The organism is Filimonas effusa (genome assembly GCF_004118675.1).
GTDB lineage: Bacteria > Bacteroidota > Bacteroidia > Chitinophagales > Chitinophagaceae > Filimonas > Filimonas effusa.
This window is the reverse complement of record NZ_SDHZ01000006.1, coordinates 1-23,580: the sequence shown is the minus strand read 5'-3', so window position 1 is coordinate 23,580 and position 23,580 is coordinate 1. Positions and strand designations below refer to the sequence as shown.

Below are 23,580 nucleotides of genomic sequence, written 5' to 3'. Positions count from 1 at the left end.
TCCTTAAAATCCTTTAAGCCGGAGCCGCATTAACTTCCTTTAAGTATTTTGCCGGATCAATTGAAAGACCAAACATACATACATCATGAAGGCGGTTATCATCGGCGGCGGCATCGCAGGCCTCGGAGCAGCTATCAGTTTGCAGAAGATAGGCTGGGACGTAACAGTAAAAGAAAAGACAGCCCGTTTTCGTGAAGTAGGCCTCGGTTTCATTATCATGCCTAATGGATTATCGGCCCTCGATAAAATGGGCTGCGGTGTATATGCCCGCAGCCATGGACAAATGTTGAAAGGAGCCATTATGCGCCACCCCGATGGTGTAGTTTTTAAAACAGCGCCCCTGTCCGATTGCCTGGCTATCAAGCGGTCAACCTGTATCGATGCACTGCGCATGCTGGTACGTGAGCCTGCTATTCACACAGGTTTTGAATTCTCCCATTTTGAATTTAACAAGGAAGGAAAAGCAGTAGCCGCCGTATCTACTACCGGCGAAAAAGAAACCGGCGATCTCTTTATCGCTGCAGATGGCGCCAACTCTGTTATCAGGAAGAAACTATTCCCGCTTCATGAAGCAAGGCAGTCGCCTATCCAGGAACTGGTAGGCATCATAGATGATGAAGCGCTTGCCCTGGAACTGGACGGGCATATGCTTAAAACACAATGCCACGATAAACCTCTTTCTATGGGCCTGGTTCCCTGTAATAGTCAGCAGGTGATCTGGTACATGCAATTTGACAGTACCGCTTACGCCATGCAGGGATTATCAAACGATATTAAAAAGGATTTTGCTACTCAAACGCTGGCAGGATGGCCACCACCTGTACAACAGGTTATCCGGCAAACCGATTTTAATAAAGTATTCCTCTGGCTTACCAGGGATATGGATCTACTGAATAGTTTCCATCGCCAGAACATTGTACTCATTGGCGACGCTGCGCATCTGGCGCTGCCTTTCACCAGCCAGGGCACCAACAGCGCCCTTACCGATGCCATGTTATTAAGCGAATTACTGCAGCAGATTCAGTCACCCGATGATTTCGGCGGCGTATTCGCACAATACTATCAGCAACGAAAAAACGATTTACAGAAATATCTGGAATTCGGCAGGAAACAGGAAGACTGGTTCCTTCATCCCGAACTGCACCTGCACGACGAAGCGCAAGTGCCGCTGGCAAAATAATGACGCTCACTACATCCAAGTATCACTATGCATAACTTCTCAAACGACAATATAAATATGAACGCCCTGCGTTCACGTGCTTATAACCTCAGATGGGCTACCCTGCCCGAAGGTGTTATTCCGCTTACTGCCGCAGATCCCGACTTTCAGTGTGCACCGGAAATAGCAGAAGCCATTACCGCCTACGCAGGTGAACGGGTATTCTCCTATGGACCCGGCGAAGGACTGCCGGGCTTTAAATCGGCAATCGCTGCGGCTATGAAAGACAGAAGGAACATCAACACCGATCCCGCTCTTATTCTGCCTATCGACACCGCCGCGCAGGGTATGTTCGTGGTGGCACGCTACTGCCTGCAGCCCGGCGATGAAGCCATCATCTTTGATCCGGTGGATTTCCTGTTTAAGAAATCGGTAGAAGCCGCCGGAGGCACCGCAGTTTATTTCCCTATAAATGTAACTACCGGAGCATTCGATATTGCGCACCTGCGCACGCTTATCACTCCCCGTACAAAAATGCTTTGTCTTTGTAACCCGCACAACCCGTCCGGCAAAGTGTTTACCCGCGAAGAGTTGCTGGCATTGGGCCAGGTTGCCATAGACCACGACCTCTGGATTATGAGCGATGAAATATGGAGCGATATCGTTTTCCCCGGATCCTTGTATCATAGCATCGCCGCCCTCTCAACTGAACTGGCAGCAAGAACTTTTACCGTATACGGATTAAGTAAATCATTTGGCCTCGCCGGATTACGCATCGGTTTCATTGTTGCCCCCTCCGCTTTTGCCTATGAAGGCATTGTAGAAACTTCTATGGTGAGAACAACAGCCTATGGCGTTTCTACCCTTTCACAGATAGCAGGGCAGGCTGCATATGAAAAATGCTGGTACTGGGTCGAAGATTTCGTGAGCCACCTTACCGCAATGCGTAATTATACGGTGGAACGATTGAACCAGATGAAAGGAATCCAATGCCATCTGCCACAGGGTTGTTACCTCGCTTTCCCCGATATAAAAGCGACAGGATTCAGCAGCACCGCCCTATCCGATTATCTCCTGCACGAAGCAAAAGTAGCAGTGGTACCAGGGGCAGAACAATGGTTTGGCCCCGGAGCGGCGGGCCATATCAGGATTTGTTTTTCCACCTCGCAAGCTATTCTGGCCGAAGCGCTCGACAGAATAGAGCTGGCATTGCAAAAGATCTAAAATAAAAAGGCGTTCCCTAACCCCCGTCGGAAACGCCTGTGCAAACTAAAACCTTGCGGTTCTCTCTTACGCTCTTATAGACAGCTTATAGACCCCGGGGTTTAAAAGCTGTCAAAATATTTTTTCGCCTGGTTATAATCAGTCACAAAACTACTTATAACCAGGTATTTTTTACTTATTTGTAGATAGCGGTTTCAGAAAAGCCGCTGCTGCTGCGGGCTGCGCGGTACATACCTGCACTATTCAACACCATAGAAACATTGCCTTGATTATCAACCCCAATCATCCCCCCTTCGCCGCCCATTTTCACGAGTTTATCGTTCACCACTTCCTCCATGGCGTCTTTTAAGCTCATTCCTTTGTATTCCATCAGGCAGCTCACATCATACGCCGCCACAGAACGGATGAATAACTCACCATGTCCTGTACAACTGATGCCACAGGTATTATTATTGGCATAGGTTCCCGCACCAATAACCGGGCTATCCCCTATCCTTCCGTATTTCTTGTTTGTCATACCACCTGTAGACGTTGCTGCGGCAATATTACCATCCATATCCAGGGCAACCGCACCTACAGTACCAAACTTCTTGTCTTTCATCAGTTCTTCCAAACGCTGATGGGTATGATCCAGCGAATAATTATCAGAATCCCGAATAGCCTTCCACTGATCGTACCGGAACTGGGAGAAAAAGTATTCATCCGGCTCCAGCTTTACCCCCTGCTTGATGGCGAAGTCATTGGCACCTTTGCCACTCAGGAACACATGATTACTATTGCGCATCACCTCAGTAGCCAGTTCTATCGGATTTCTTACGTTCCTCACGCCTGCTACGGCGCCGGCAGCAAGCGTGCTGCCATCCATAATGGCAGCGTCCATTTCCTGAACGCCTTTTTTCGTAAAAACAGAACCCTTGCCGGCATTGAACAACACATTATCTTCCAGCATAACAATAGCGGCCTTGATAGCATTAACTGCCGAACCGCCTTTTTCCAGTACGCTGTAACCAGCCCATATCGCCGCATCCAAACCTTCCATATAGGCTGCTTCCAGCTCAGGGGTCATATCACCTTTCAGAATGGTGCCGGCACCGCCATGAATAACAATAGTGTACGCGCTCATAAACAACTGTTTCCTTACTTTTTTTGATGCCGAAATTACTTTATTTAGAAACGCACAGTTTTGAATATTAAAGCACAAACCATAGATGAAACACAATAAAAATGCCTCACTATTGAATTTTGTCAATAATGAGGCATAAACTTATTGCCCATGTTAGATTTTTTCTAATTACTATTCATTGCCACCCAGCAAACGATGGCATTCTTTTTCCAGCATTTCGCGGCTGATGGCAGCTGTTCCCACCGCTTCACATACCAATCCGCCGGCAATATTGGCCATGCCTGCCATCAAACGGATATCTTTAGTTTGCGCATATACCATCGAAGCCACAGCTATCACCGTGTCACCGGCACCGCTCACATCAGCAATATTACGCAGGTGAGCAGGCAATATCCGCGACTGGCTTCCCTTCTGAAAAAATACCCCTTTTTCCGACAACGTGATCAGCGAAACCTTATGCTGTAATACTTTGTGTAATTCAGCATGTATTTCCCTTAAGGTTGCTTCATTTATCTCAGCCGCCGTAATATGTAACGCCTCCCGAACCTCTTTAAGATTGGGCTTGAAAATATCTACCCCCTCATAAGCAAAGAAATGCGCCCGCTTCGGATCTACTGTAGTTACAACACCATGCTCCTTGCAAACAGCAATAATACCCTTGATCAATGTAGGAGTGAGAATACCCTTATCATAATCTTCAAAGATCACTACCGCCGGCTGATAACGTTTTACATAAGAAGTAAAACTGCTTAACAACACCTCTTCATCTTCACTGACTATATCATGTGTAACTTCCGAATCAACCCGCAACATCTGCTGGCTCTTACTCACCACCCTTATTTTATTGGTGGTGATCCTGCTCCTGCTTTTGATAATATACTTCGTATCAACATGCTGATCCTGTAACAGCCCCAGCAGCATATCCGCATCGTCGTCGTCTCCGACTACAGAGAATAAAGTGGTTTCCGCCCCCAGCGATACCGTGTTCAATGCAACATTCCCCGCCCCGCCAATCCTGTATTCTTTGTGGTCAAGTGCAATTACCGGCACCGGCGCTTCAGGCGAAATACGATCCACCTTGCCCCACCAGTAAGTGTCAAGCATTACATCTCCAACAACTGCAATACGCAACTTCCTGAAGTCATCGAACAATACATCAAAATTCATGAGCCGGTCTTGTGTTTATTTGCCACTGCAAGATAATAAATAGGTATGCCAATCAATACAATAATCAGTCCCGGCCACGTAAATCCCGGCTTGTACATGATCAGCAACACGCAAAAAGCCAGCCCCATTAATATAAATATTGCCGGTAGCACAGGATAAGCAAAAGCTTTATACGGGCGTTCCGCGTCAGGCCGCTTCTTCCTGAGTATAAAAACACCCAATATAGTTAATACATAAAAAATAACGACAACAAAAGAGACCATGTCCAGCAGGTCGCCATACCTGCCGCTCAAACACAACAGGCAGGCCACCAGGCATTGTATCCATAAAGCAAACTCAGGTACCGCAAACCTGTTAAGCTCACCCGTCTTTTTGAAAAACAATCCATCTTTGGCCATCGTATAATAGACCCTGGCCCCTGCCAATACCAGACCATTGTTACAGCCAAAGGTTGAGATCATGATCATCACAGCAATAACATAAGTACCTATATTGCCAAAGATGGCATTGGAAGCAGCTACGGCCACCCGGTCTTTCTCTGCCGACGCTATCTCCTGTAAAGGCAGTACCGCCGTATACATGATATTGGCTGCCAGATATACGATCGTTACAACAAAAGTCCCCAGGAATAAACTCAGTCCCAGGTTACGTTTGGGATTCTTGATCTCGCCACCAATGAAAGTAACTCCTTCCCAGGCCACGCTGCTGAAAATACTGCCCACCATTGCCGCAGCAATAGCGCCCAATGCAGCCCCCATAGTATAGCTACCGGTACTGCCATCCTTGTTTAAGGCATGCAGGTCCCAGGCATTCGCCCAGTTGGCATCCCACACTTCACCTTTCGCTGCCAGCAGCCCCAGTATTACAAGCCCAAACAAACTCACCAGCTTTATGATCGTAAAGCTCGTTTGAATCAACTTCCCGCTTTTAAGGCCCCTGGTATTGATGTAGGTAAGTAAAATAATGGTGGCAATAGATAACACCTGCGCCGGTGATATATGAAAATTACCCGCCGATAGCAGCACCTTGTCTTCACTCACCGCCGGTAACAGGTACGCAGTGAATTTGGAAAACGCAACACCTACAGCAGCAATAGTACCCGTTTGTATCACAGCAAAAAAACTCCAGCCATAAAGGAAACCAACCAGCGGATTATACGACTCCTTCAAATAAACATACTGCCCGCCGGCCTTAGGAAACATAGCGCTCAATTCGCCATAACTTACAGCCGCTGCCACCGTCATAAAGCCGGTTATAAGCCATACAACCATAAGCCAGCCACTGGAGCCTACATGACGCAGCATTTCGGCGCTTACAATAAAGATCCCGGAGCCTATCATGCTTCCGGCAACAATCATAGTTCCGTCAAGCAAGCTTAACGTGGGTTTAAATCCGGTACGGTCCATACATAAAAAAATCCCGCTGGTTACACGGGATTCTTAAAGTTAAGCGGATTTAATCACACTTTTATTTCTTTTTCTTCTCAGCGTGGTACTGCTCATTCAGCAGTCTTATCACCTCGGCAGTGATATCACGACTGGGATCTTTGTAATAAATATTGTCCGACCTGTCAGCAGCATATACAAATACATAACCATGCTGGGCACTGTATGCTTTCAGAAAATCCTGGATCTTCAGCTTAACCTCCTGTAAACGGCGCATCGATTCACCATTTAATTCCTGGCTCTTCTCCTGCCCCGCCGCCTGAGCATCCTGTTGCATTTGACTCAGCTCCTGCTGTAATGCCATTTGTTCTGCCTGAGACATAGAAGCAGCCCTTTGCTGATACTCCTTATACTTATTGGTTAAACGAATTTCCATCTGCTTCATTTCATTGCCCATTTGCGCTTCTTTGCGCCTGAGCACCTCTCTTACTTCTTTCAGATATTCATATTTAACATCCAGTGAGTCCATTTCAAAATACACGATCTTAAAACTCCCGGGTGAAGCTGTATCCGAAACTACACGTTGCACTTGCCCTGCCGTCTTGGGCGACTTAAACTGAAAATAAAACAATACCCCCACTGCCACCAACAACACAAGATTCAATACAATGGAAAAATTCTTCATGCAATAATATTTCGATGCCTGAAGATAGGCATCCCAGCCTAACATACCTGAATGTTAATGCCGATTTAACAGTTTTATAGAGGAATAAATCAAGCCCTCACATAGCATCAAAAAAAAAGCGCCTTGCGGCGCTTTTTCCTATTCTTCATCATCGAAGTTCATTGCCTCGCGGGCCGTAGACAAGAGCTCATACTCTTCTTTACTACCTACGATCATATTTTCAAATAACTTCTGACCAGTACCCGCAGGTATCAGGTGACCTGTGATCACGTTCTCTTTCAAGCCGATCATATCATCTGTTTTACCCTGGATAGCGGCAGAGCTCAGTACTTTAGTTGTCTCCTGGAACGAAGCTGCAGAGATCCAGCTTTGTACACCCAGTGACGCTTTGGTGATACCCAACAGTACCGGCGTTGCTGTGGCTGGCTGTGCATCACGCACCTCCACCAGTTTCTTATCACTACGACGTAAAATGGAGTTTTCTTCCCTCAACTCACGTAAAGTAATGATCTGACCAGCTCTCAGCCTGCTGCTCTCACCAGCTTCAGTTACAACTTTCTTATCAAAAATGCGGTCATTCTCTTCGTTGAATTCAAACCTGTCTTCCAGGTCTTCTTCAAGGAACTTGGTATCACCGGCATCAACGATCTCTACTTTCTTCATCATCTGACGAACGATAACCTCTACGTGCTTATCATTGATCTTCACACCCTGTAAACGGTAAACTTCCTGGATCTCATTCACCACATACTCTTGTACAGCATAAGGTCCTTTGATAGAAAGAATATCCGCAGGCGCTACCTGACCATCAGATAAAGGCGTACCAGCTTTCACGAAGTCACCATCCTGTACCAGGATCTGACGTGTCAACGGTACCAGGTATTTCTTGGTGATACCATCTTTCGCTTCTACAATGATCTCACGGTTACCACGTTTTACGTTACCGAAAGCTACTACACCATCGATCTCGCAAACTACCGCAGGGTTACCAGGGTTCCTTGCCTCGAACAATTCAGTTACACGAGGCAAACCACCCGTGATGTCACCTGACTTACGCAGGGTCCTCGGGATCTTCACAATAACCTGACCAGCCCTTACCTTGTCACCTTCTTCCGTTACCAGACGGGAACCTACAGGTAAGTTGTAGTTCTTGATCTCCTTGCCTTCCAGCACGATACCAGGAATCTTGGTCTTATCTTTAGTTTCAATAACCACTTTATCACGGTGACCGGTTTGCTCATCTGCTTCTTCACGGAAAGTAACACCTTCAATTACATTCTCGAAACGGATCTCACCCGCAATCTCAGCAACGATAACGTTGTTGAACGGATCCCACTTACAGATAGGCTCCCCTTTCTTCACCTGCTGACCATCTTTCACCAGCAGCGTAGCACCATAAGGAACGTTATTGGTGATCATCAGACGATCATTCTTCACATCCATGATCCTTACCTCACCGGTACGGCCAATAACGATGGTTTCTTTGTCGCCTTCCGCATTTTCAGTAAGTACAGTACGTAAACCATCGAACTGGATAGTACCGTCAAACTTGGCGTTCAGTGATGATTCGATAGAAGAAGAACCGGCAATACCACCCACGTGGAACGTACGCAGTGTCAGCTGTGTACCAGGTTCACCGATCGACTGTGCAGCGATGATACCAACAGCATCACCATTCTGAGCCATATAACCGGTTGCCAGGTTTTTACCATAACACTTCACGCACACACCGCGCTTGCTTTCGCAGGTAAGTACAGAACGGATCTCAACAGTTTCGATACCAGCATCCTCGATAGCTTTCGCTACTTCAGAAGTGATTTCCTCACCTGCCTTCGCTATCAGCTCATCAGTCTGAGGATGGAATACATCATGTAACGAAGTACGTCCCATGATACGGTCTGTTAACGGTTCTACGATGTCTTCGTTGTCTTTCAACGCTGAAGTCGCAATACCCCTTAATGTTCCGCAATCCTCTTCAGTGATCACCACATCCTGCGCAACGTCTACAAGACGACGGGTCAGGTAACCCGCATCCGCCGTTTTAAGAGCCGTATCCGCAAGACCTTTACGCGCACCGTGCGTAGAGATGAAGTAATCCAATACGTTCAAACCACCCTTGAAGTTCGAAAGGATCGGGTTCTCAATGATCTCGGAACCGGAAGAACCGGATTTCCTTGGTTTCGCCATCAGACCCCTGATACCTGCCAACTGCTTAACCTGTTGCTTACTACCACGCGCACCGGAATCAAGCATCATGTAAACAGAGTTGAAGCCCTGCTTGTCTGTCTGCATCTCACGGATCAGCGTTTCAGTAATACGGGTATCCACACGGCTCCAGATATCGATTACCTGGTTGTAACGTTCGTTGTTGGTGATAAGACCCATGTTATAGTTCTCCCACACTTCCTCAACTTCGTTCTTAGCCTGCTCGAGCAGCTCATTCCTCATTTCAGGAATGATAAGATCGTTTACGTTGAACGACAAACCACCACGGAAGGCCATACGGAATCCTAACTGCTTGATATCATCGAGGAATTTCGCAGTCTTGGGAACGTTGGTGATCTTGATGATATCACCAATGATCTCCCTCAGGCTCTTCTTGGTAAGTAAGGCGTTAACGAAACCTACTTCTTTAGGTACGTGCTGGTTGAACAGTACGCGGCCTACAGTAGTTTCTATTAATTTTTTAACCAGTGTGCCGTTCTCACGTACATTGGTTTTTACTTTAATGTTGGCGTGTAATTCTACACGGTTCTCATTATACGCGATCAGCACCTCATCCATGTTGTAGAAGGCCATACCCTCACCCTTCACTTTTTCAGTGTCGGTCGATTTCTTACCCTTGGTGATGTAGTACAAACCAAGAACCATGTCCTGTGAAGGCAGGGTGATAGGCGTACCGTTCTGAGGGTTGAGAATGTTGTGAGAAGATAACATCAGCAACTGGGCTTCCAGTACAGCTGCACTGCTCAAAGGCACGTGAACCGCCATCTGGTCACCGTCGAAGTCGGCGTTGAATGATGCTGTTACCAGCGGGTGTAACTGAATCGCCTTTCCTTCCACCAAACGGGGCTGGAAAGCCTGGATAGATAAACGGTGCAGCGTAGGGGCACGGTTTAACATCACAGGGTGGCCTTTCAGTATATTTTCAAGGATATCCCAGATCACAGCTTCCTTGCGGTCAACCAGCTTCTTGGCCGATTTAACTGTTTTCACAATACCCCTTTCTATTAATTTACGGATAACAAACGGCTTGAACAGCTCCGCAGCCATGTCTTTAGGTAAACCACACTCATGCATTTTCAGCTCAGGGCCTACCACAATTACAGAACGGCCAGAGTAGTCAACACGTTTACCCAACAGGTTCTGACGGAAACGGCCTTGTTTACCTTTCAGCACATCACTCAGCGATTTCAGCGCACGTCCGCCTTCTGCCTTTACAGCATTCGACTTACGGCTGTTGTCAAACAACGAATCAACCGCTTCCTGCAACATACGCTTCTCGTTACGCAAGATCACCTCGGGAGCTTTGATCTCCAGCAAACGCTTTAAACGGTTATTACGGATGATCACACGACGATAAAGATCGTTCAGGTCAGAAGACGCAAAACGACCGCCATCCAATGGAACCAACGGACGTAATTCAGGAGGAATAACAGGCACATACTGCATCACCATCCACTCAGGACGGTTAGTGATACGGGTAGAAGCCTCACGGAACGATTCCACCACACTCAAACGCTTCAGGGCATCCGCCTTACGCTGTTGTGAAGTCTCGTTCGCAGCTGCATTACGCAGGGTGAAACTTAAAGAGTCAAGCTCAATGCGGGCCAGCAGATCATGCACAGCCTCAGCACCCATCTTGGCAATGAATTTATTAGGATCTTCATCAGGCAGGTACTGGTTATCTTTTGGAAGATTATCCATGATCTCCAGGTACTCTTCTTCAGTCAAAAGATCACCGCTTTGTAAACCTTTATCTTCACGGATACCCGGCTGTATAACCGCATACCTTTCATAATAAACAATCGTCTCCAATTTCTTGGAACTCATACCCAACAGGTAACCAATCTTGTTAGGTAAGCTTTTGAAATACCAGATATGCACCACAGGCACCACCAGCTTAATGTGGCCCATGCGCTCACGACGCACCTTCTTCTCTGTTACCTCAACCCCGCAACGGTCACAAACAATACCCTTATAACGGATACGCTTGTATTTGCCACAGGCACATTCATAATCTTTTACAGGACCGAAAATTCTTTCACAAAACAGACCATCCCGCTCGGGCTTGTACGTACGGTAATTGATGGTTTCAGGCTTCAATACTTCACCAAAGCTGCGTTCTAAAATACTGTCCGGCGATGCCAAACCGATGGTTATTTTAGAAAATGATGCTTTGGGACGATTGTCTTTTTTAATGGCCATATGTAAAAATTGCAATTTTTAAAACAGATGACGGAACACTATACCCCCATTTCTCCTATCTCATTTCATCACAAATCAATGCCCTAATAAACTGAATAGCAGCTTATTAAGGTATATTTTACCTTGCCAGGTACCTGTTGAAATGTAAGAAAGATGTGTGAACGGAATACAATTTTCCAAAATCCATAAGGCGGCAAAGGTAGTAATTACTAATAAAACAAAAAAAATTTTACATTACAACCCACAAACACCAATTATTATTCAACCTGAAGTTTCAAAAATTTCTAAAAATACTGTCACTAATATTTGTTAGTTTGAAAGGAATTCCTTTATTTTGATCCAGCGAATTGCTAAAGTGTCAAACCTCTAACAGAATTTATTGCCATTTAAATTGCTTGCCAAAAGATTGCTGACTTCGGTCTAAGCCATATGAAAGAAAGGTTTTATTTATTGTTTTTAAAATGATACGCGCGCCGGTTTCCCGGCGTGCATTTTTTTACCCCCTCCCTACCTATTCTGCTCCAGCATCCGCCGCTTCTCCCTGCTCGTCAGCCGCTCAATGCTCAATCCCTGCACGATCACAGAAAAAACTACCACGAAATAGGTCACAAATACAAACAGATCCCGATGTAATCCCCGCGTTAAAGTAAGCGCCAGCGCAATCGATACCCCGCCACGCAACCCTCCCCACGTAAGAAATAACAAAGTCCGCCCGCTCATCTTCTCCCAGAAACGGATAAATAACGCCGGAATGGCAAGCGATATAAACCGCGCCGCCAGCACTATTACCACCGCCGCACACCCCACCAGCACATAATGATCATAACGTTTTATCAGCAACAATTCAAATCCTATCAATACAAACAATACAATGTTCAGTATCTCCTCCACAAGCTCCCAGAACTTATCCAGGTAATCACGCGACACATCCGACATGGCATACGACTTCCCATAATTCCCTATGAATATCCCCGCAGCCACCATCGTCAGCGGCCCCGAGATCCCTATGCTCCTTGCCAGTGAATACCCGCCCACCACTATAGCCAGCGAAATCATTACCTCCACTTTATAATGGTCTATTCCCTTTAACGCCCTCAATCCTATAAAACCCAGCAATAACCCCAGGGCCAGCCCCCCCAGCGCCTCCCAGGCAAACACCTTGGCCACACCACTGAAAGTAACCGCCACCTGCGGATTCCGGATCGCATGCAGTATGCTAAAAAAGATCACCAGCGCCACCCCGTCATTGAAGAGCGACTCACCCGCAATCTTCATCTCCAGCGATTTCGAGACCTTCGCCTCCTTGATGATCCCCAATACCGACACCGGGTCAGTAGGCGATATCAACGCCCCGAACAAACAACACTCCAGCAACGTAACCGGCATCTTCAACAACCACACCACACCATACAACAGGAAACCAACAATTGCCGTAGACAAAGCCACACTCACCGTTGAAAACAATAGCACCGCCAGCTGCTGCGTCCGCAGATCCGCAATACGTATCTGTATCGTGCCCGCAAACAACAGGAAGTTCAGCATCGTACCAATCACCACCTTGTCAAAATCCACAGAGTCTATTAAAGCAATGGTATCATGAAAAAACTCCGGGAACAAACCACTGCTAAGCATCAGCACCACCGACATCGAAATGGAAATCACCATCACCCCTATCGCATTGGGCAAACGTAAAAAGCGCTGATTGAGATATGCAATCAGCGCCGCTAATACTACTATAATAGAAACTGTATAAGATATAGTCATCGATCTATTTCTGCACCATAGGATAATGGTCTATCGTCTCAAACACATTCCTTGGATCCTGCTTTAATACCGAAATAAATTTCCTTAAAGAATCAGCATATTGCTTGCCCGCAAACATCCGGTCATGCGCTAATATCACAACCGCATTGGGCTCATAACTCGTGAAATTATCAAACTTGTTGTTCACCTCGGCTACCATTTCGTCAGCACTCTGTATCGGCGTAGAGTTTCCTTTGAAACGCCATTCCAGGTCCCAGCCCACCACTTTAAACCCAAGTGAATCCAGGCGCTTGCACACCTCACGTGGCGTTTTAGGTCCGCGTATCTCCCCCTTCGATACCCAGTTGTTATTACCAGGCAGTCTTATGATCTTAACAGGGATCTTCAATTCCTCCTGCGCTTTCAGGAAATCATTCACGGCACTATCCGCATGCGCATAAAAACTACGGTAATTGTTACGGAAACCATGCGTATAACTATGGTTGGCTATCAGGAATTGCGGATAAGCATTACGCAGCGAGTCAACAATCAATTTCCGGCGATGATCCAACTGGTGCATCCCCACCATAAAGAAGGTAGCCTTCACCCCTTGTTCCTGGAACACCTGCTTACACACATTCGTCCCCGGCGGCTGAGGCGCATCGTCCCACGTTAAAAAAATATAACGCTTCGAACTATCATACTTGATAGGGTCACCAGGACCAGCCTTCTTTTCCGCAACCTGGGTAGAATCAGCCCCTTTCTTCTTTTCATCTTCCCCACTCTTACAACCTGTCAGTAAATTCGAAGCAAATAAAGTAACGACAGCAGCACCTAAGACTAATTGTGTTTTCATCAGAGAAATCGATTTAGAGTTCTAATATACTCATTTTCAACGTTAAACTCCCTATTTTTTGTTAATCATTACCATCGTTCCCACTAATGCTGTAGGCATTGTTCTCCTCATCTTCCTCACCTATATCCTCCATATCATCGTCATCATCGCTCCCCGGCACATCAAGATCCCGCCCCGACAACGGATGCCCTTCACTCTCATTCAACGGATCACCATCATCATCGGTATTATCCAACCGCGCCCGGCGCACATCCAGGTCTTCCGATCCCGCACCACTCTCCGCAGTCTCTCTCAGCAGCTCCCTTTCCTCTTCCGTAACATCCGTTTCATCAAGCTCATCTTCTTCCCTGTCCAGCACCCGTTTACCTTCCTCGTCTGCCGAAGAAGCCGTCATATCCCCAATGCCACCCAAAGGCGCCGGCCTCACGTTTTCCTGCCCCGGAATATCTTTCACCTCCGGCAGATCAAGATAACTCATCTCAGGTTCCATTTTCTTTTGATCCTTCTCAGAATCCTTAATATCTCTTTGGTTACTCATAAGTTGTCATTTAAAACGTTATCACATAGGTGTAAATAAATACGTCTACCAAAGACGTACCAAACGCCTCTCACCTCCCAAAACAGCCCGCTATAAACGCCGAAGAAGGCTACCCAAGTTCGCACAATACACAAGCAGGAAAGGAATACTTTCGAAGCCCGGCACCTTTCTTCCCCCTGCAACACCAAACAACCAGGTCAAGCAGGCAGTTCTCGCCCTCCCTGCACGAAAAAGAACGCTTTATATAGCCGTCTATAAGCCGTCTTAAAGCCGCCTAAAAACTGCTGAATTTCCAACCTCTCATAGCAATACGGCTAAAAACACCGTTTAAAACCAGGGATATAGGCAAAAAAAATCTGTGCGCAACACAATGTCGCGCACAGATTCAACAGCACGAAACCATGCTGAAGCAATTAAACACTATTCACGGGAACAAAAACACAAACATCTACTCTTCATTCTCTTTCCGTTCTTTTTCCTCCCTTACCTTTTTCGCAGAATTTTTGGCAGTGATCTGCGTCTGCAGATCCGCATTATACGGGGAAGAAACGCCATGTTTATTAGAAGGATTCCCCAAACCCGTCACCGGGTCTCCCTTAGAACTAAGATCCCTTTCCACATCCGGATTTTCCGTTGCAAACCCCTGGCTATCTGTTTTTCTGTTCGGCATAGCTATATAATTTAAGATGAACAATACACCATTATCTCAAAATTTCATGCCACCACCTTCAATAGCTTATTGCCCCTTCCTGCAGGTCCTCAAACCATTAATGCTCCATTTAGCATCTATCAAACCAGGAAATAAATAACTTATTGATATTCAACATATAACAACAGACCTATATCATATTTGAGAAAAGATGAGCCAATTACGCCCTCTAATCGGCTCATTTTTTTCGTAATTTTGAGCCGATTAACACTTTTAAATCGGCTCAAATAGAAATCAAACCGGGTAATCACATCCGGGCTCCCCCCGGGAGAACACAACAATCAGGTTACCCTGGTTATCGGAATATCCCCCTACTTACCCTGCTGAGGAATCATAACGCGTGCAGGTTCAATATATCTTATGGTTTTACCTTTCTACTCTTGTAAAAACAATATAACACCCAAGACAAATTTATTATTACTCCAAAATAAATTATAAAGTATTGTTCTTTAGACATACAAGAAGAACAATCCTGCCTATCTAAACAGGGTTCACATAATGGCTGATAATACCAATATAGCCATAGCAAAATAAAATCTATAGCCAACAATAAGAAAGGGCTTTTCAACTTATTCATTTTGCTTTCCTTTATTCAAAATCCCGCTTTTCCAGATGCGCACAGGTAATTGACCAACACACCACCGGAATCAGCCCTTCTTCAAAACACTTTTTCACCTTTCTCCATTTTGTTAAGTACCTGCATATACACTTCATCTTCATTTGAAAGCTTCACTATATCTTTCTGAACGGCTATAGCCTCCTCTTTTTTCCCGGATTTATATAATAGGTTTGCGTAGGTAAACAGGAACCCCGGATGCTTTACATTCGTTCCTGATAACGAAGATTTCGACCACGCAGTTGCAGCTTCCAAACATCTTTCATCATTGCTGTTGATGAGGATGGCCCAGGCATAAGCGTTTAAAGCGTCCCCGGATAACCGGCTTCCATACTTGTTTATAAAAGAAGCTGCATGTTGTGCATACCGGGGCCAGTCATTTTTCCATTCACAATACAGTGGCCTGGCCGCCATTATCACTTCGTCCGAAAATTCCGGGCATTGCTTATCCAGCTTTTCTCTAAGTTCCTGCCAGTCTGGATTATCATTTATTTCACCGGTATAGATCAGCATAGGGCCATGTCTTTCAACATGTCCGCCATTTCTGAGAAATGGAATTACAATTTCGTTTATCAGAATTCCTCTGATGATATCACCGCTTTTACCCTGTCCCAACACAGCATCTGCTGTAGCCCGGTTATTTCTTAAAATATCAAATCCCCGGTCAGAACTTTTAGATGTGCCGGCACTTATAATCCTGAGGTTACCTTCCGTCAATGGATCAGTTTGTGTAAGTAAATACGCATTGACGATTTCAGGAATAGCAGCATTTTCGTTTGCTATTTCAGCAGCTTTAATCAGCGATGTAAGAAATTCAGGGTCCCGTTTTACCCCAGATTCGTATTGCTTTTTCAGCATGTAATATTGACTACCTGGATTTAACGCATCCTTAGCCTTCACAACAAACGCTTCAGGCGTAGAAGAGGCACCAGCTATTCTGTACACGAGTTCACCATTCGGATTAAAAAAAAGATAAGTAGGATACGAGTCTATTGAATATTCCTTTCTAATATCCTGGGCATCCTTATACCAGCTTTTCACCTCATCATTATCGGCTTGGGTAACATCAAACTGTACTTTAACATTCACAAAACGTGCATTAAAAAAATCGCCGGTTATTTGTTGTGAAAGTACATTCTTCTCCATCATCCGGCAGGGAGCGCACCACGTCGTAAATCCGTCCAGGAAAATATATTTATTTTCCAACCTCGCTTTCTCCTTTATCTGGGCCCAGCTAAGCCCCTGAACAAATTGAACACCTCCTTTATCCTGTGCTTTAACAAGAATAGCGGAGTTCAGGAAAATGATTAAGATAATGAAAAACTTAGGCATATGGGGTTTAGTTATTTATTAAAGCTACATAACTACTTAGCAAATCAAATCACTAATTTGCAAAATACTTTTCATTTCTCCATTTTTCCACAATCGATGTATCACAACAGTTGCTTCATGAGCATCCATAATTTTTGGGGCATGATCCCGAATCAGTTTTTAACTATTTTTCAGAACAGGGTTACACTATAGCAGATTAAACCCCGATTGAAACTTTACACACTTACTGTAACACTCCCGAATTCAATTATTTAAAGCGAACTGAATATCATAAGAAACAGACTATTCATGGAATAATTTTCTTCTTGCATTACTGCACGATTTAAGAACTCCCTTCAATACGTATATAGTATTTCTTTTTGAATATTCAAAGGCAACAAAATAGTCATCATTGGAACAGGATATGATTGGCTCATTCATTACTTTGGTTAATGCAGCAGGAGCAAATCTCTTAAGGCTAATGAACGAACCTTTACTCAAACCAAATTCATAAACACTATCTTCCGGAACTGCTGAATAGCTAATCACCTTGAATGCCTGTACATAACCTGTTCCGGCAAATTCAAATGGCAGAAAAGATAACACTTTCCCTTTCAGTGTAATCACCTTAACAGAACCTCTTGAGGCAATCAGGGACCTATTACTATTCAAAACCTTAATATTATCAACAAAATAATAACCAGTATCGATACAGTATAAATTTCATTAAGAAAACTTATATAATAACCATTATCATAAGCAGCTATTGCTCTCGCATACTTATTCAACTTCAACTGTTTCCCAAGAAACAAATTAACTTTCACATCAATTGTAACACTTCCGCTTTTTGTGTCAACAACAACCAACTTCACCTTATTTATAAGATATAATGTATCCTTATACAGGTCAAACCCATCAGCATTTAATAGATAGGGTTGAACATTGCCGTTTGCATCTGTATATCCTCGTTCAACAACACCAGCTTTGCCAATATTCTATTAGACATCACATACGCCAGACCATCATGAACCTTCAGATATACACCCGAAATCGTAGCTACTAGCATTGGCTCATTCAACTATTTAAAACACATAATGACGTAAACAATAACGAAATATCCTTCACAATCCATACTTTAGATAGACTAAGTTATTTTAAAATGATCGTGAAAGTTACCATTTGGTAATTTTTGTACCAGAAAAGTATGCATATACAAAAAACAAAACGATTGTTATAATTGCTGCCCTGTATAATACATTGCATATTTTTTTTTCTTTTACAAAAGAAGGTTTTACCGAACGGCTGTAAGGAAAAAAGAGTTCAAAGGGATTCATTCCGGCCGAACCAATTCCTTGATATCTATTGTGCTTTAAATCCAGATGTATGTGTAAAGCAATCTTTACTATTAAAGAAAAGAACCAAATATATCCTAATACTATTGTCATGATTTAATTATCAGATTTCCAAATTGGTATTTTAATCCCCCATTCCGCAATTAGGCCGAGCCCTATAGCTCCGCCAAATTCAATGTTAATTTGCGAGGAAATTCGGCCATTGCTTAAGTTTTTTGAGTGTTCATCTGTTATAAATCCGAATACAACAGTTTTAGAAGACTGCGTATTTTCAGCTCCAGAAGTATTTTTAAACCCAGTAGAAGCATTGGGAGCAAAATCCATCCCTACTTCTCCCCAGACTTTTTGAGAAGCCCCTTGGTTCCAGTTAAATACATCTCGGCCAAGTAATTTAATTTTGTTATCTTCTACCCCTATAGCTGTTACACCTTTCCCACCTTGTAAATTAAAGGCTCCTTTCACTTCCAAAGCCGCTCCAGCCGATGCCGTAATATCGGCTGTAAGCTCTGGAATAAAAAGCCCCATTGTTCAGACTTATATGAAGTGATGGAGCTACCCTTTGCGGTCTTTTTAGATTCACCTTCTGTGAAGGTAGTCCCGGATTTCATATCGGTGACACTACCATCAGCATTTAAGCTATGAACAGTTTCTGGATTTATAGAACCATCCGCACCTCTGCTACCAGATGTTACTGTTGCAGCAGCTCCTACATAACTATCTCCTTTACCTAGTTCTGTTGAGGCATTTGCCGCAATTAAATATTTATCATAGATAAAATTCCCATCTTTATCCTTCTTCCAGTCGAAGAAAGCCATACCATCTTTATCTATAAACCTTAAGGGATTATCAAAAGCAAAATTATAGGGAGAATGGCGCCTCATTTGATCCGCTAAAGGATCAATCCCCCACCATCTGCCCAATTGCGGATCTTGTGTCCTCGCCCCAAAATCATACAACTCTAATCCGCTACCATCACTAAACTCCTCCCCCTGCAACTCCTTCCCATTATACTTCAACCTATTCTCCAACTTCCCCGCCGCCTCGAACTTATCCCCTTCATCTCCAACCCAAACGGATAATAATGCGTCTCCTCCAGCAACGCCCCCCGCTCATGACTCACCTGTACGTTGTCAAAGAACACATCGATATTAGGCGTCTCATTCGATACATAAATATACAAATAACCAGACTTCCTCATCTCCCTTCCCACTACTTCATGAGATGTAAAAACCCCGTCATCCCCCACCTGGCTAAAACCGCTGTTATAACTATCCCCCGTCCATACAATGTTGAATTGTTCATCAAATAACACATAGTTCAGGTAAGCCTTGGGCTTGCTCCCATTAGCCACATAATTACTACCAGACTCCGCCAAAAACCTGCCCACACCCGAAGAAAGATTACCATTGCCCTGCAACTGTGCCGCAGCATGACTGCCACTGCTGACACCCACAAGCCCTAAATGCATTACATTTCATGAGATACCTTTTATACTGGTCTCAGTTACCGTATTAACAAGAAATATCCCTGCAGCTAGCCCGGCACTAACATCAAATTTCCTACTAAGTAACAACTACGATCTCTTGCAAGAGTCCCCCTCCTACAACACCTTCCTTTAATCAATAAACATTATCGGCATAATAAAACAGATACCATTTATTCCCATTACACTTGAATACTCGTTCAATTTGAAAATCAGAATCAGGCACAAAAATGCGCTCAAATACAAAACTTGAGTCACTAACATTTTCTCATTTAAATCGATCGGCATCTGTCAGCAAATGGTGGATACCCCAACTAGCGCTATCCCACAACGTATTAACATAAAACTTACGCTCCTTTCCTTTTATAACCGAACAAAAGAGCTATCGTTAGTAGTTACAGGCAAGTCGTAGGAGCGACCAATAAGAGGAAATAGAATTCTCTTTTTCTGAAAAAGTATCCGTATGAAATGCTATATAAAAAGAATCAAAGCATTCTCTCCCGCATTCTTGCCTTCCTTATTTTCAGTTGCAGAGCAGGACATTATCCAAAATGCAACCATCATTAACACTAATGCCCGAATCATTATCGTCATGCAATCTACTTATTAACCTATTACCTATTTCTTTTCAAGCTAAGCCAACTCATTTAACACTAGCTAATCACCACATTTATATATATCACTCCTTCTCAAAAAGAACCTGTTCCCTTCCCCCTTCATGAAGAACTCTTCTAACAACTCTTCCATCTTCAGCATAATATTCCCAAATGCCAATTTTTTCTCCCTTGTTGTAGTAGGCTTTTCTAGCTAATATATTATTTCCATAAAAGCTTCTCCATTCCCCATCCTCTGAACCATTTATATAACTCCCTATACTCAAAGTATCCCCGCTTGCTTTAAAATAAGCGATACTCTGACCACATAAACTATCGTTATAATATAGACACTCAGACCTTACATTACCATCTTCATTATAAAAGGTCCAAAGTCCATTTCTTTTTCCATTAATCAAAGCACCTTTAGATTGAACATAACCATTCTGGTAAACTTCTTTACTTAATTGCAACCTAGGCTCTTGTATCCTATTCTGGCATGAACCAATAAAAATTACATAAAAAACCCATATCCTATTTTGAAGAAGATGGCTGATGGTCCCGTACATTTTCCTCATACAGATTTGTATAAATTTTTGTATTTTTAAGTTTATCTGGCTGAGCCGCGACATTCTTCAGTTCGGTAGCTCTACCTGAAGCTAATCTATTATGATCGACAACAGAGCTTAACCCCGCCTCCTGTAACATTATGAATATATTCCTTAGACCCTGGCTTTAATTTCCCATCATTAACAGCCTTATCCATTTCTTTTAGACGTTTAACATCCTCATTTACGTGAACGAGCGCTTCATGCGCTAAGTTCAATAAAGCGCCATCCTCCGACAACTCTTTATAAGAGGCAATCACATGAATAACACCTTTTGACACATCTGATGCCTTATCCGCATCTTGCAAATGCTTCCCTTTTGATCCATCTTCATTTTTTTCGTAAGTATTCGTCGAACCATTGACATACATATCCTTAACCTGCAGCTTTAAGATATCTTTAGAACGTTCGCCATCCTTCGTGAATGAAAATTTCTGACCATTAACAATAATACTTGTTCCCTTTTTGGCAAATTGTGCAAAAAACTGATAACCCTCTTTTGTTGACAAAAACGCTTGCAAAGCTTTCATTTCCTCCTTTCCCTTATACTTACTTAGATCAAAATCCCGGCCATCAAAATCAAGAAGCAAAACAGGATCATTAATAGCATAAACATAAGGACTGAATGAATAACACTTTTCGGCTAACAGATCAACACTATGCCACCTACCAATCTGCGCATCATAGAACTCATTGGGCGTACCTTCTTCTTTTTGCTTTATCCCTTTACAAGAAAACAGGAAAATATAAGCCATGATTAAAAATATCCGTACCATTCTTAGCAGTTTGTTCATTAGAAAAGATTTGTCTTTTTAGCCCGTTCCTTTTTTACATCATACCTTCTACTCCCACAATAACAAAAAAAACGCCTAAGCGATCATACCTAAGGTATGACAAGCTCTCCAGTTTTAAAATACCGCCTTTTTTAAATAGACGCATCTAATATAAAAGCGTCAAAAAAATAAATTTATTGTTATTCCAAAGTAGATTATAAAATATTGCTCTTTAGAATTACTAAATCCATGGCCTATGTTAATAACGAGTAAAAAAAATAAATCAAGTAAAACAAGGCAAATACTCCAAAAAATAGACAGTGACGTAATAGCAGCCGCCTAAAAGAGAATCGATGTTTTAAGACCGATTTCAAAAGAAAAAAGAATAGAGCATCCAATACAGAAAAAACAAATGCAAAAACAAGAACTATAACAATCTTTTTACTAACAAAAACAGTAAGATTCCTTTCAACATCTTGCTGTATAGCAGATGGGCTGGCATTAATTCCTATGCAAATAAAAAAAAGGAAGCAAAGAAATAGACCTGTCAGAAATACATACAGAAGATACGCTACGATCCAAACTATCAATTTTAAGGAATTCATTCTGTAATTTTAAAAGTATAAGAATCTGCGGTCTCTATAAAAGAGATTCCAGGTTGTTCTGCAAATTTAGTTAATACGCTAAAAAAATTATCTATAGCAGCTTTAGATACAGTAGCTCCATGAGCATCCATAAATTTTCGGTTTCTCAAAACTGAAAAATAATCAACGCCTTTCACCTGCATAGCAGGCGAGACCGGATCATTAGACGCATGTATTTGATAAGCAGTTATATCCTTGGGAGAACTAAATTCATCAGCTTCATCAGGTGATAAGTATAAAATAGCCTGCACGGGATTATTAGCGCTTCCGTTCATTCCAAACTTCTTTGAGAGATATGAAGCAATACCGGCTGCAAAAGCGGCACCTTCACTATGCCCTACAATTTTCACGGTTTCATTGTCTTTCATGCCGGCAATCAATTCAGCGTAGTGTTCTTTTGCATATTGCACACCCAGTTCAAATCTATCTGCACCACTTTGATCTCCACCAAACAAACTTGAACCATCAACAAAATGGTTTGCTTCATCGCCGGCTGCTTTAAAGAAGTTCCGGGCAGCCTGTATAAATTTAGTACTAAAGAAGTTCCAGTATTCTTCTTTAGGACCTCCAGGACTTAAGCCAAGTCTATGTGCGAACCTATTCCAATGACCATTGACAAATATTACCATTTGCCCATCGGGATCAATACAACTTGCCGGATTATTAAGTGTATAACTATACGGAGAATGTTCAGTGTATTTATCTGCTTTATTATCAATAACTGCCCATCTTCCCAACTGTGGATCCTGCATCCTGGCTCCGTAATCGTACAATTCTAACCCACTTCCATCACTAAACTCCTCCCCCTGCAACTCCTTCCCATTATACTTCAACCTATTCTCCAACTTCCCAGCCGCCCTCGAACTTATCCCCTTCATCTCCAACCCAAACGGATAATAATGCGTCTCCTCCAGCAACGCCCCCCGCTCATGACTCACCTGTACGTTGTCAAAGAACACATCTATATTAGGCGTCTCATTCGATACATAAATATACAAATAACCAGACTTCCTCATCTCCCTTCCCACTACTTCATGAGACGTAAAAACCCCATCCTCCCCCACCTGGCTAAAACCGCTGTTATAACTATCCCCCGTCCATACAATGTTGAATTGTTCATCGAATAACACATAGTTCAGGTAAGCCTTGGGCTTGCTCCCATTAGCCACATAATTACTACCAG

Annotated in this window: 21 protein-coding genes; 2 read left to right on the top strand and 19 right to left on the bottom strand. The window is 43.5% G+C overall.

Annotated elements, in window-relative coordinates; genetic code table 11:
• The first annotated feature begins 85 nt into the window (after window positions 1-85).
• Together ESB13_RS23210 and ESB13_RS23205 are read left to right on the top strand one after the other, a co-directional pair.
• Window positions 86-1,180 carry an FAD-dependent monooxygenase gene (locus ESB13_RS23210; RefSeq protein ID WP_129006413.1) on the top strand — a complete coding sequence of 365 codons (1,095 nt, stop codon included), beginning with the start codon at window positions 86-88 and terminating at the stop codon, window positions 1,178-1,180.
• Between the two features lie 27 nt (window positions 1,181-1,207).
• Window positions 1,208-2,383 (top strand): pyridoxal phosphate-dependent aminotransferase, encoded by a 1,176-nt coding sequence (locus ESB13_RS23205; protein ID WP_129006411.1) that lies wholly within the window; start codon window positions 1,208-1,210, stop codon window positions 2,381-2,383.
• 175 nt (window positions 2,384-2,558) lie between these two features.
• Here ESB13_RS23205 and ESB13_RS23200 read toward each other — a convergent pair whose 3' ends face one another.
• The 19 genes from ESB13_RS23200 to ESB13_RS23115 all read right to left on the bottom strand — a co-directional run.
• Complete coding sequence (locus ESB13_RS23200) at window positions 2,559-3,506, bottom strand: isoaspartyl peptidase/L-asparaginase family protein (protein WP_129006409.1); 948 nt, start codon at window positions 3,504-3,506, stop codon at window positions 2,559-2,561.
• Window positions 3,507-3,677: 171 nt separating this feature from the next.
• Window positions 3,678-4,673, bottom strand: a complete 996-nt coding sequence (locus ESB13_RS23195; protein ID WP_129006407.1) for a bifunctional heptose 7-phosphate kinase/heptose 1-phosphate adenyltransferase — start codon at window positions 4,671-4,673, stop codon at window positions 3,678-3,680.
• Window positions 4,670-6,046 (bottom strand): APC family permease, encoded by a 1,377-nt coding sequence (locus ESB13_RS23190; RefSeq protein ID WP_342772682.1) that lies wholly within the window; start codon window positions 6,044-6,046, stop codon window positions 4,670-4,672. Before ESB13_RS23190 ends, ESB13_RS23195 begins: the two co-directional genes overlap by 4 nt.
• Before the next feature lie 94 nt (window positions 6,047-6,140).
• Entirely contained in the window at window positions 6,141-6,743 is a 603-nt protein-coding gene (locus tag ESB13_RS23185) for an OmpH family outer membrane protein (RefSeq protein ID WP_164974331.1), read from the bottom strand.
• A gap of 138 nt (window positions 6,744-6,881) precedes the next feature.
• Window positions 6,882-11,171, bottom strand: coding sequence for a DNA-directed RNA polymerase subunit beta' (rpoC, locus tag ESB13_RS23180; protein WP_129006402.1), 4,290 nt, complete (start codon window positions 11,169-11,171; stop codon window positions 6,882-6,884).
• Window positions 11,172-11,678: 507 nt separating this feature from the next.
• On the bottom strand, window positions 11,679-12,935 hold the full coding sequence (locus ESB13_RS23175; protein WP_129006400.1) for a cation:proton antiporter: 1,257 nt from the start codon (window positions 12,933-12,935) through the stop codon (window positions 11,679-11,681).
• Between the two features lie 4 nt (window positions 12,936-12,939).
• Complete coding sequence (locus tag ESB13_RS23170) at window positions 12,940-13,770, bottom strand: polysaccharide deacetylase family protein (RefSeq protein ID WP_129006398.1); 831 nt, start codon at window positions 13,768-13,770, stop codon at window positions 12,940-12,942.
• Between the two features lie 61 nt (window positions 13,771-13,831).
• Entirely contained in the window at window positions 13,832-14,308 is a 477-nt protein-coding gene (locus ESB13_RS23165; RefSeq protein ID WP_129006396.1) for a hypothetical protein, read from the bottom strand.
• Between the two features lie 448 nt (window positions 14,309-14,756).
• Window positions 14,757-14,978 carry a hypothetical protein gene (locus ESB13_RS23160; protein WP_129006394.1) on the bottom strand — a complete coding sequence of 74 codons (222 nt, stop codon included), beginning with the start codon at window positions 14,976-14,978 and terminating at the stop codon, window positions 14,757-14,759.
• Between the two features lie 697 nt (window positions 14,979-15,675).
• Entirely contained in the window at window positions 15,676-16,965 is a 1,290-nt protein-coding gene (locus ESB13_RS23155) for a thioredoxin family protein (protein WP_129006393.1), read from the bottom strand.
• Window positions 16,966-17,247: 282 nt separating this feature from the next.
• Window positions 17,248-17,616 carry a hypothetical protein gene (locus ESB13_RS23150; protein WP_129006391.1) on the bottom strand — a complete coding sequence of 123 codons (369 nt, stop codon included), beginning with the start codon at window positions 17,614-17,616 and terminating at the stop codon, window positions 17,248-17,250.
• Between the two features lie 250 nt (window positions 17,617-17,866).
• Window positions 17,867-18,010 carry a hypothetical protein gene (locus ESB13_RS23855; protein WP_164974330.1) on the bottom strand — a complete coding sequence of 48 codons (144 nt, stop codon included), beginning with the start codon at window positions 18,008-18,010 and terminating at the stop codon, window positions 17,867-17,869.
• Window positions 18,011-18,116: 106 nt separating this feature from the next.
• Window positions 18,117-18,389, bottom strand: coding sequence for a hypothetical protein (locus tag ESB13_RS23145; protein WP_129006389.1), 273 nt, complete (start codon window positions 18,387-18,389; stop codon window positions 18,117-18,119).
• Window positions 18,390-18,392: 3 nt separating this feature from the next.
• Window positions 18,393-18,821 carry a hypothetical protein gene (locus ESB13_RS23140; protein WP_164974329.1) on the bottom strand — a complete coding sequence of 143 codons (429 nt, stop codon included), beginning with the start codon at window positions 18,819-18,821 and terminating at the stop codon, window positions 18,393-18,395.
• Entirely contained in the window at window positions 18,755-19,312 is a 558-nt protein-coding gene (locus ESB13_RS23135; protein ID WP_220399754.1) for an RHS repeat domain-containing protein, read from the bottom strand. The genes ESB13_RS23140 and ESB13_RS23135 overlap by 67 nt, the downstream gene beginning before the upstream one ends.
• The gene (locus ESB13_RS23130) at window positions 19,309-19,764 is read right to left on the bottom strand and encodes a hypothetical protein (RefSeq protein ID WP_129006383.1); all 456 of its coding nucleotides are present in this window, start codon (window positions 19,762-19,764) and stop codon (window positions 19,309-19,311) included. Before ESB13_RS23130 ends, ESB13_RS23135 begins: the two co-directional genes overlap by 4 nt.
• A gap of 694 nt (window positions 19,765-20,458) precedes the next feature.
• A complete protein-coding gene (locus ESB13_RS23125) occupies window positions 20,459-20,950 on the bottom strand; it encodes a toxin-antitoxin system YwqK family antitoxin (protein ID WP_164974328.1) in 492 nt (163 codons plus the stop codon).
• Between the two features lie 89 nt (window positions 20,951-21,039).
• Window positions 21,040-21,774, bottom strand: coding sequence for a hypothetical protein (locus tag ESB13_RS23120; RefSeq protein WP_129006379.1), 735 nt, complete (start codon window positions 21,772-21,774; stop codon window positions 21,040-21,042).
• A gap of 580 nt (window positions 21,775-22,354) precedes the next feature.
• A partial coding sequence (locus ESB13_RS23115) for an RHS repeat domain-containing protein (protein ID WP_281275067.1) occupies window positions 22,355-23,580 on the bottom strand: 1,226 nt, incomplete at its 5' end.

Coding starts and splice junctions, on each gene's coding strand:
- ESB13_RS23210 (WP_129006413.1), top strand. CDS start 86: ATGAAGGCGGTTATCATCGGCGGCGGCATCGCAGGCCTCGGAGCAGCT.
- ESB13_RS23205 (WP_129006411.1), top strand. CDS start 1,208: ATGCATAACTTCTCAAACGACAATATAAATATGAACGCCCTGCGTTCA.
- ESB13_RS23200 (WP_129006409.1), bottom strand. CDS start 3,506: ATGAGCGCGTACACTATTGTTATTCATGGCGGTGCCGGCACCATTCTG.
- ESB13_RS23195 (WP_129006407.1), bottom strand. CDS start 4,673: ATGAATTTTGATGTATTGTTCGATGACTTCAGGAAGTTGCGTATTGCA.
- ESB13_RS23185 (WP_164974331.1), bottom strand. CDS start 6,743: ATGAAGAATTTTTCCATTGTATTGAATCTTGTGTTGTTGGTGGCAGTG.
- rpoC (WP_129006402.1), bottom strand. CDS start 11,171: ATGGCCATTAAAAAAGACAATCGTCCCAAAGCATCATTTTCTAAAATA.
- ESB13_RS23175 (WP_129006400.1), bottom strand. CDS start 12,935: ATGACTATATCTTATACAGTTTCTATTATAGTAGTATTAGCGGCGCTG.
- ESB13_RS23170 (WP_129006398.1), bottom strand. CDS start 13,770: ATGAAAACACAATTAGTCTTAGGTGCTGCTGTCGTTACTTTATTTGCT.
- ESB13_RS23165 (WP_129006396.1), bottom strand. CDS start 14,308: ATGAGTAACCAAAGAGATATTAAGGATTCTGAGAAGGATCAAAAGAAA.
- ESB13_RS23160 (WP_129006394.1), bottom strand. CDS start 14,978: ATGCCGAACAGAAAAACAGATAGCCAGGGGTTTGCAACGGAAAATCCG.
- ESB13_RS23155 (WP_129006393.1), bottom strand. CDS start 16,965: ATGCCTAAGTTTTTCATTATCTTAATCATTTTCCTGAACTCCGCTATT.
- ESB13_RS23855 (WP_164974330.1), bottom strand. CDS start 18,010: ATGCTAGTAGCTACGATTTCGGGTGTATATCTGAAGGTTCATGATGGT.
- ESB13_RS23145 (WP_129006389.1), bottom strand. CDS start 18,389: ATGACAATAGTATTAGGATATATTTGGTTCTTTTCTTTAATAGTAAAG.
- ESB13_RS23140 (WP_164974329.1), bottom strand. CDS start 18,821: ATGGGGCTTTTTATTCCAGAGCTTACAGCCGATATTACGGCATCGGCT.
- ESB13_RS23130 (WP_129006383.1), bottom strand. CDS start 19,764: ATGCATTTAGGGCTTGTGGGTGTCAGCAGTGGCAGTCATGCTGCGGCA.
- ESB13_RS23125 (WP_164974328.1), bottom strand. CDS start 20,950: ATGAGGAAAATGTACGGGACCATCAGCCATCTTCTTCAAAATAGGATA.
- ESB13_RS23120 (WP_129006379.1), bottom strand. CDS start 21,774: ATGAACAAACTGCTAAGAATGGTACGGATATTTTTAATCATGGCTTAT.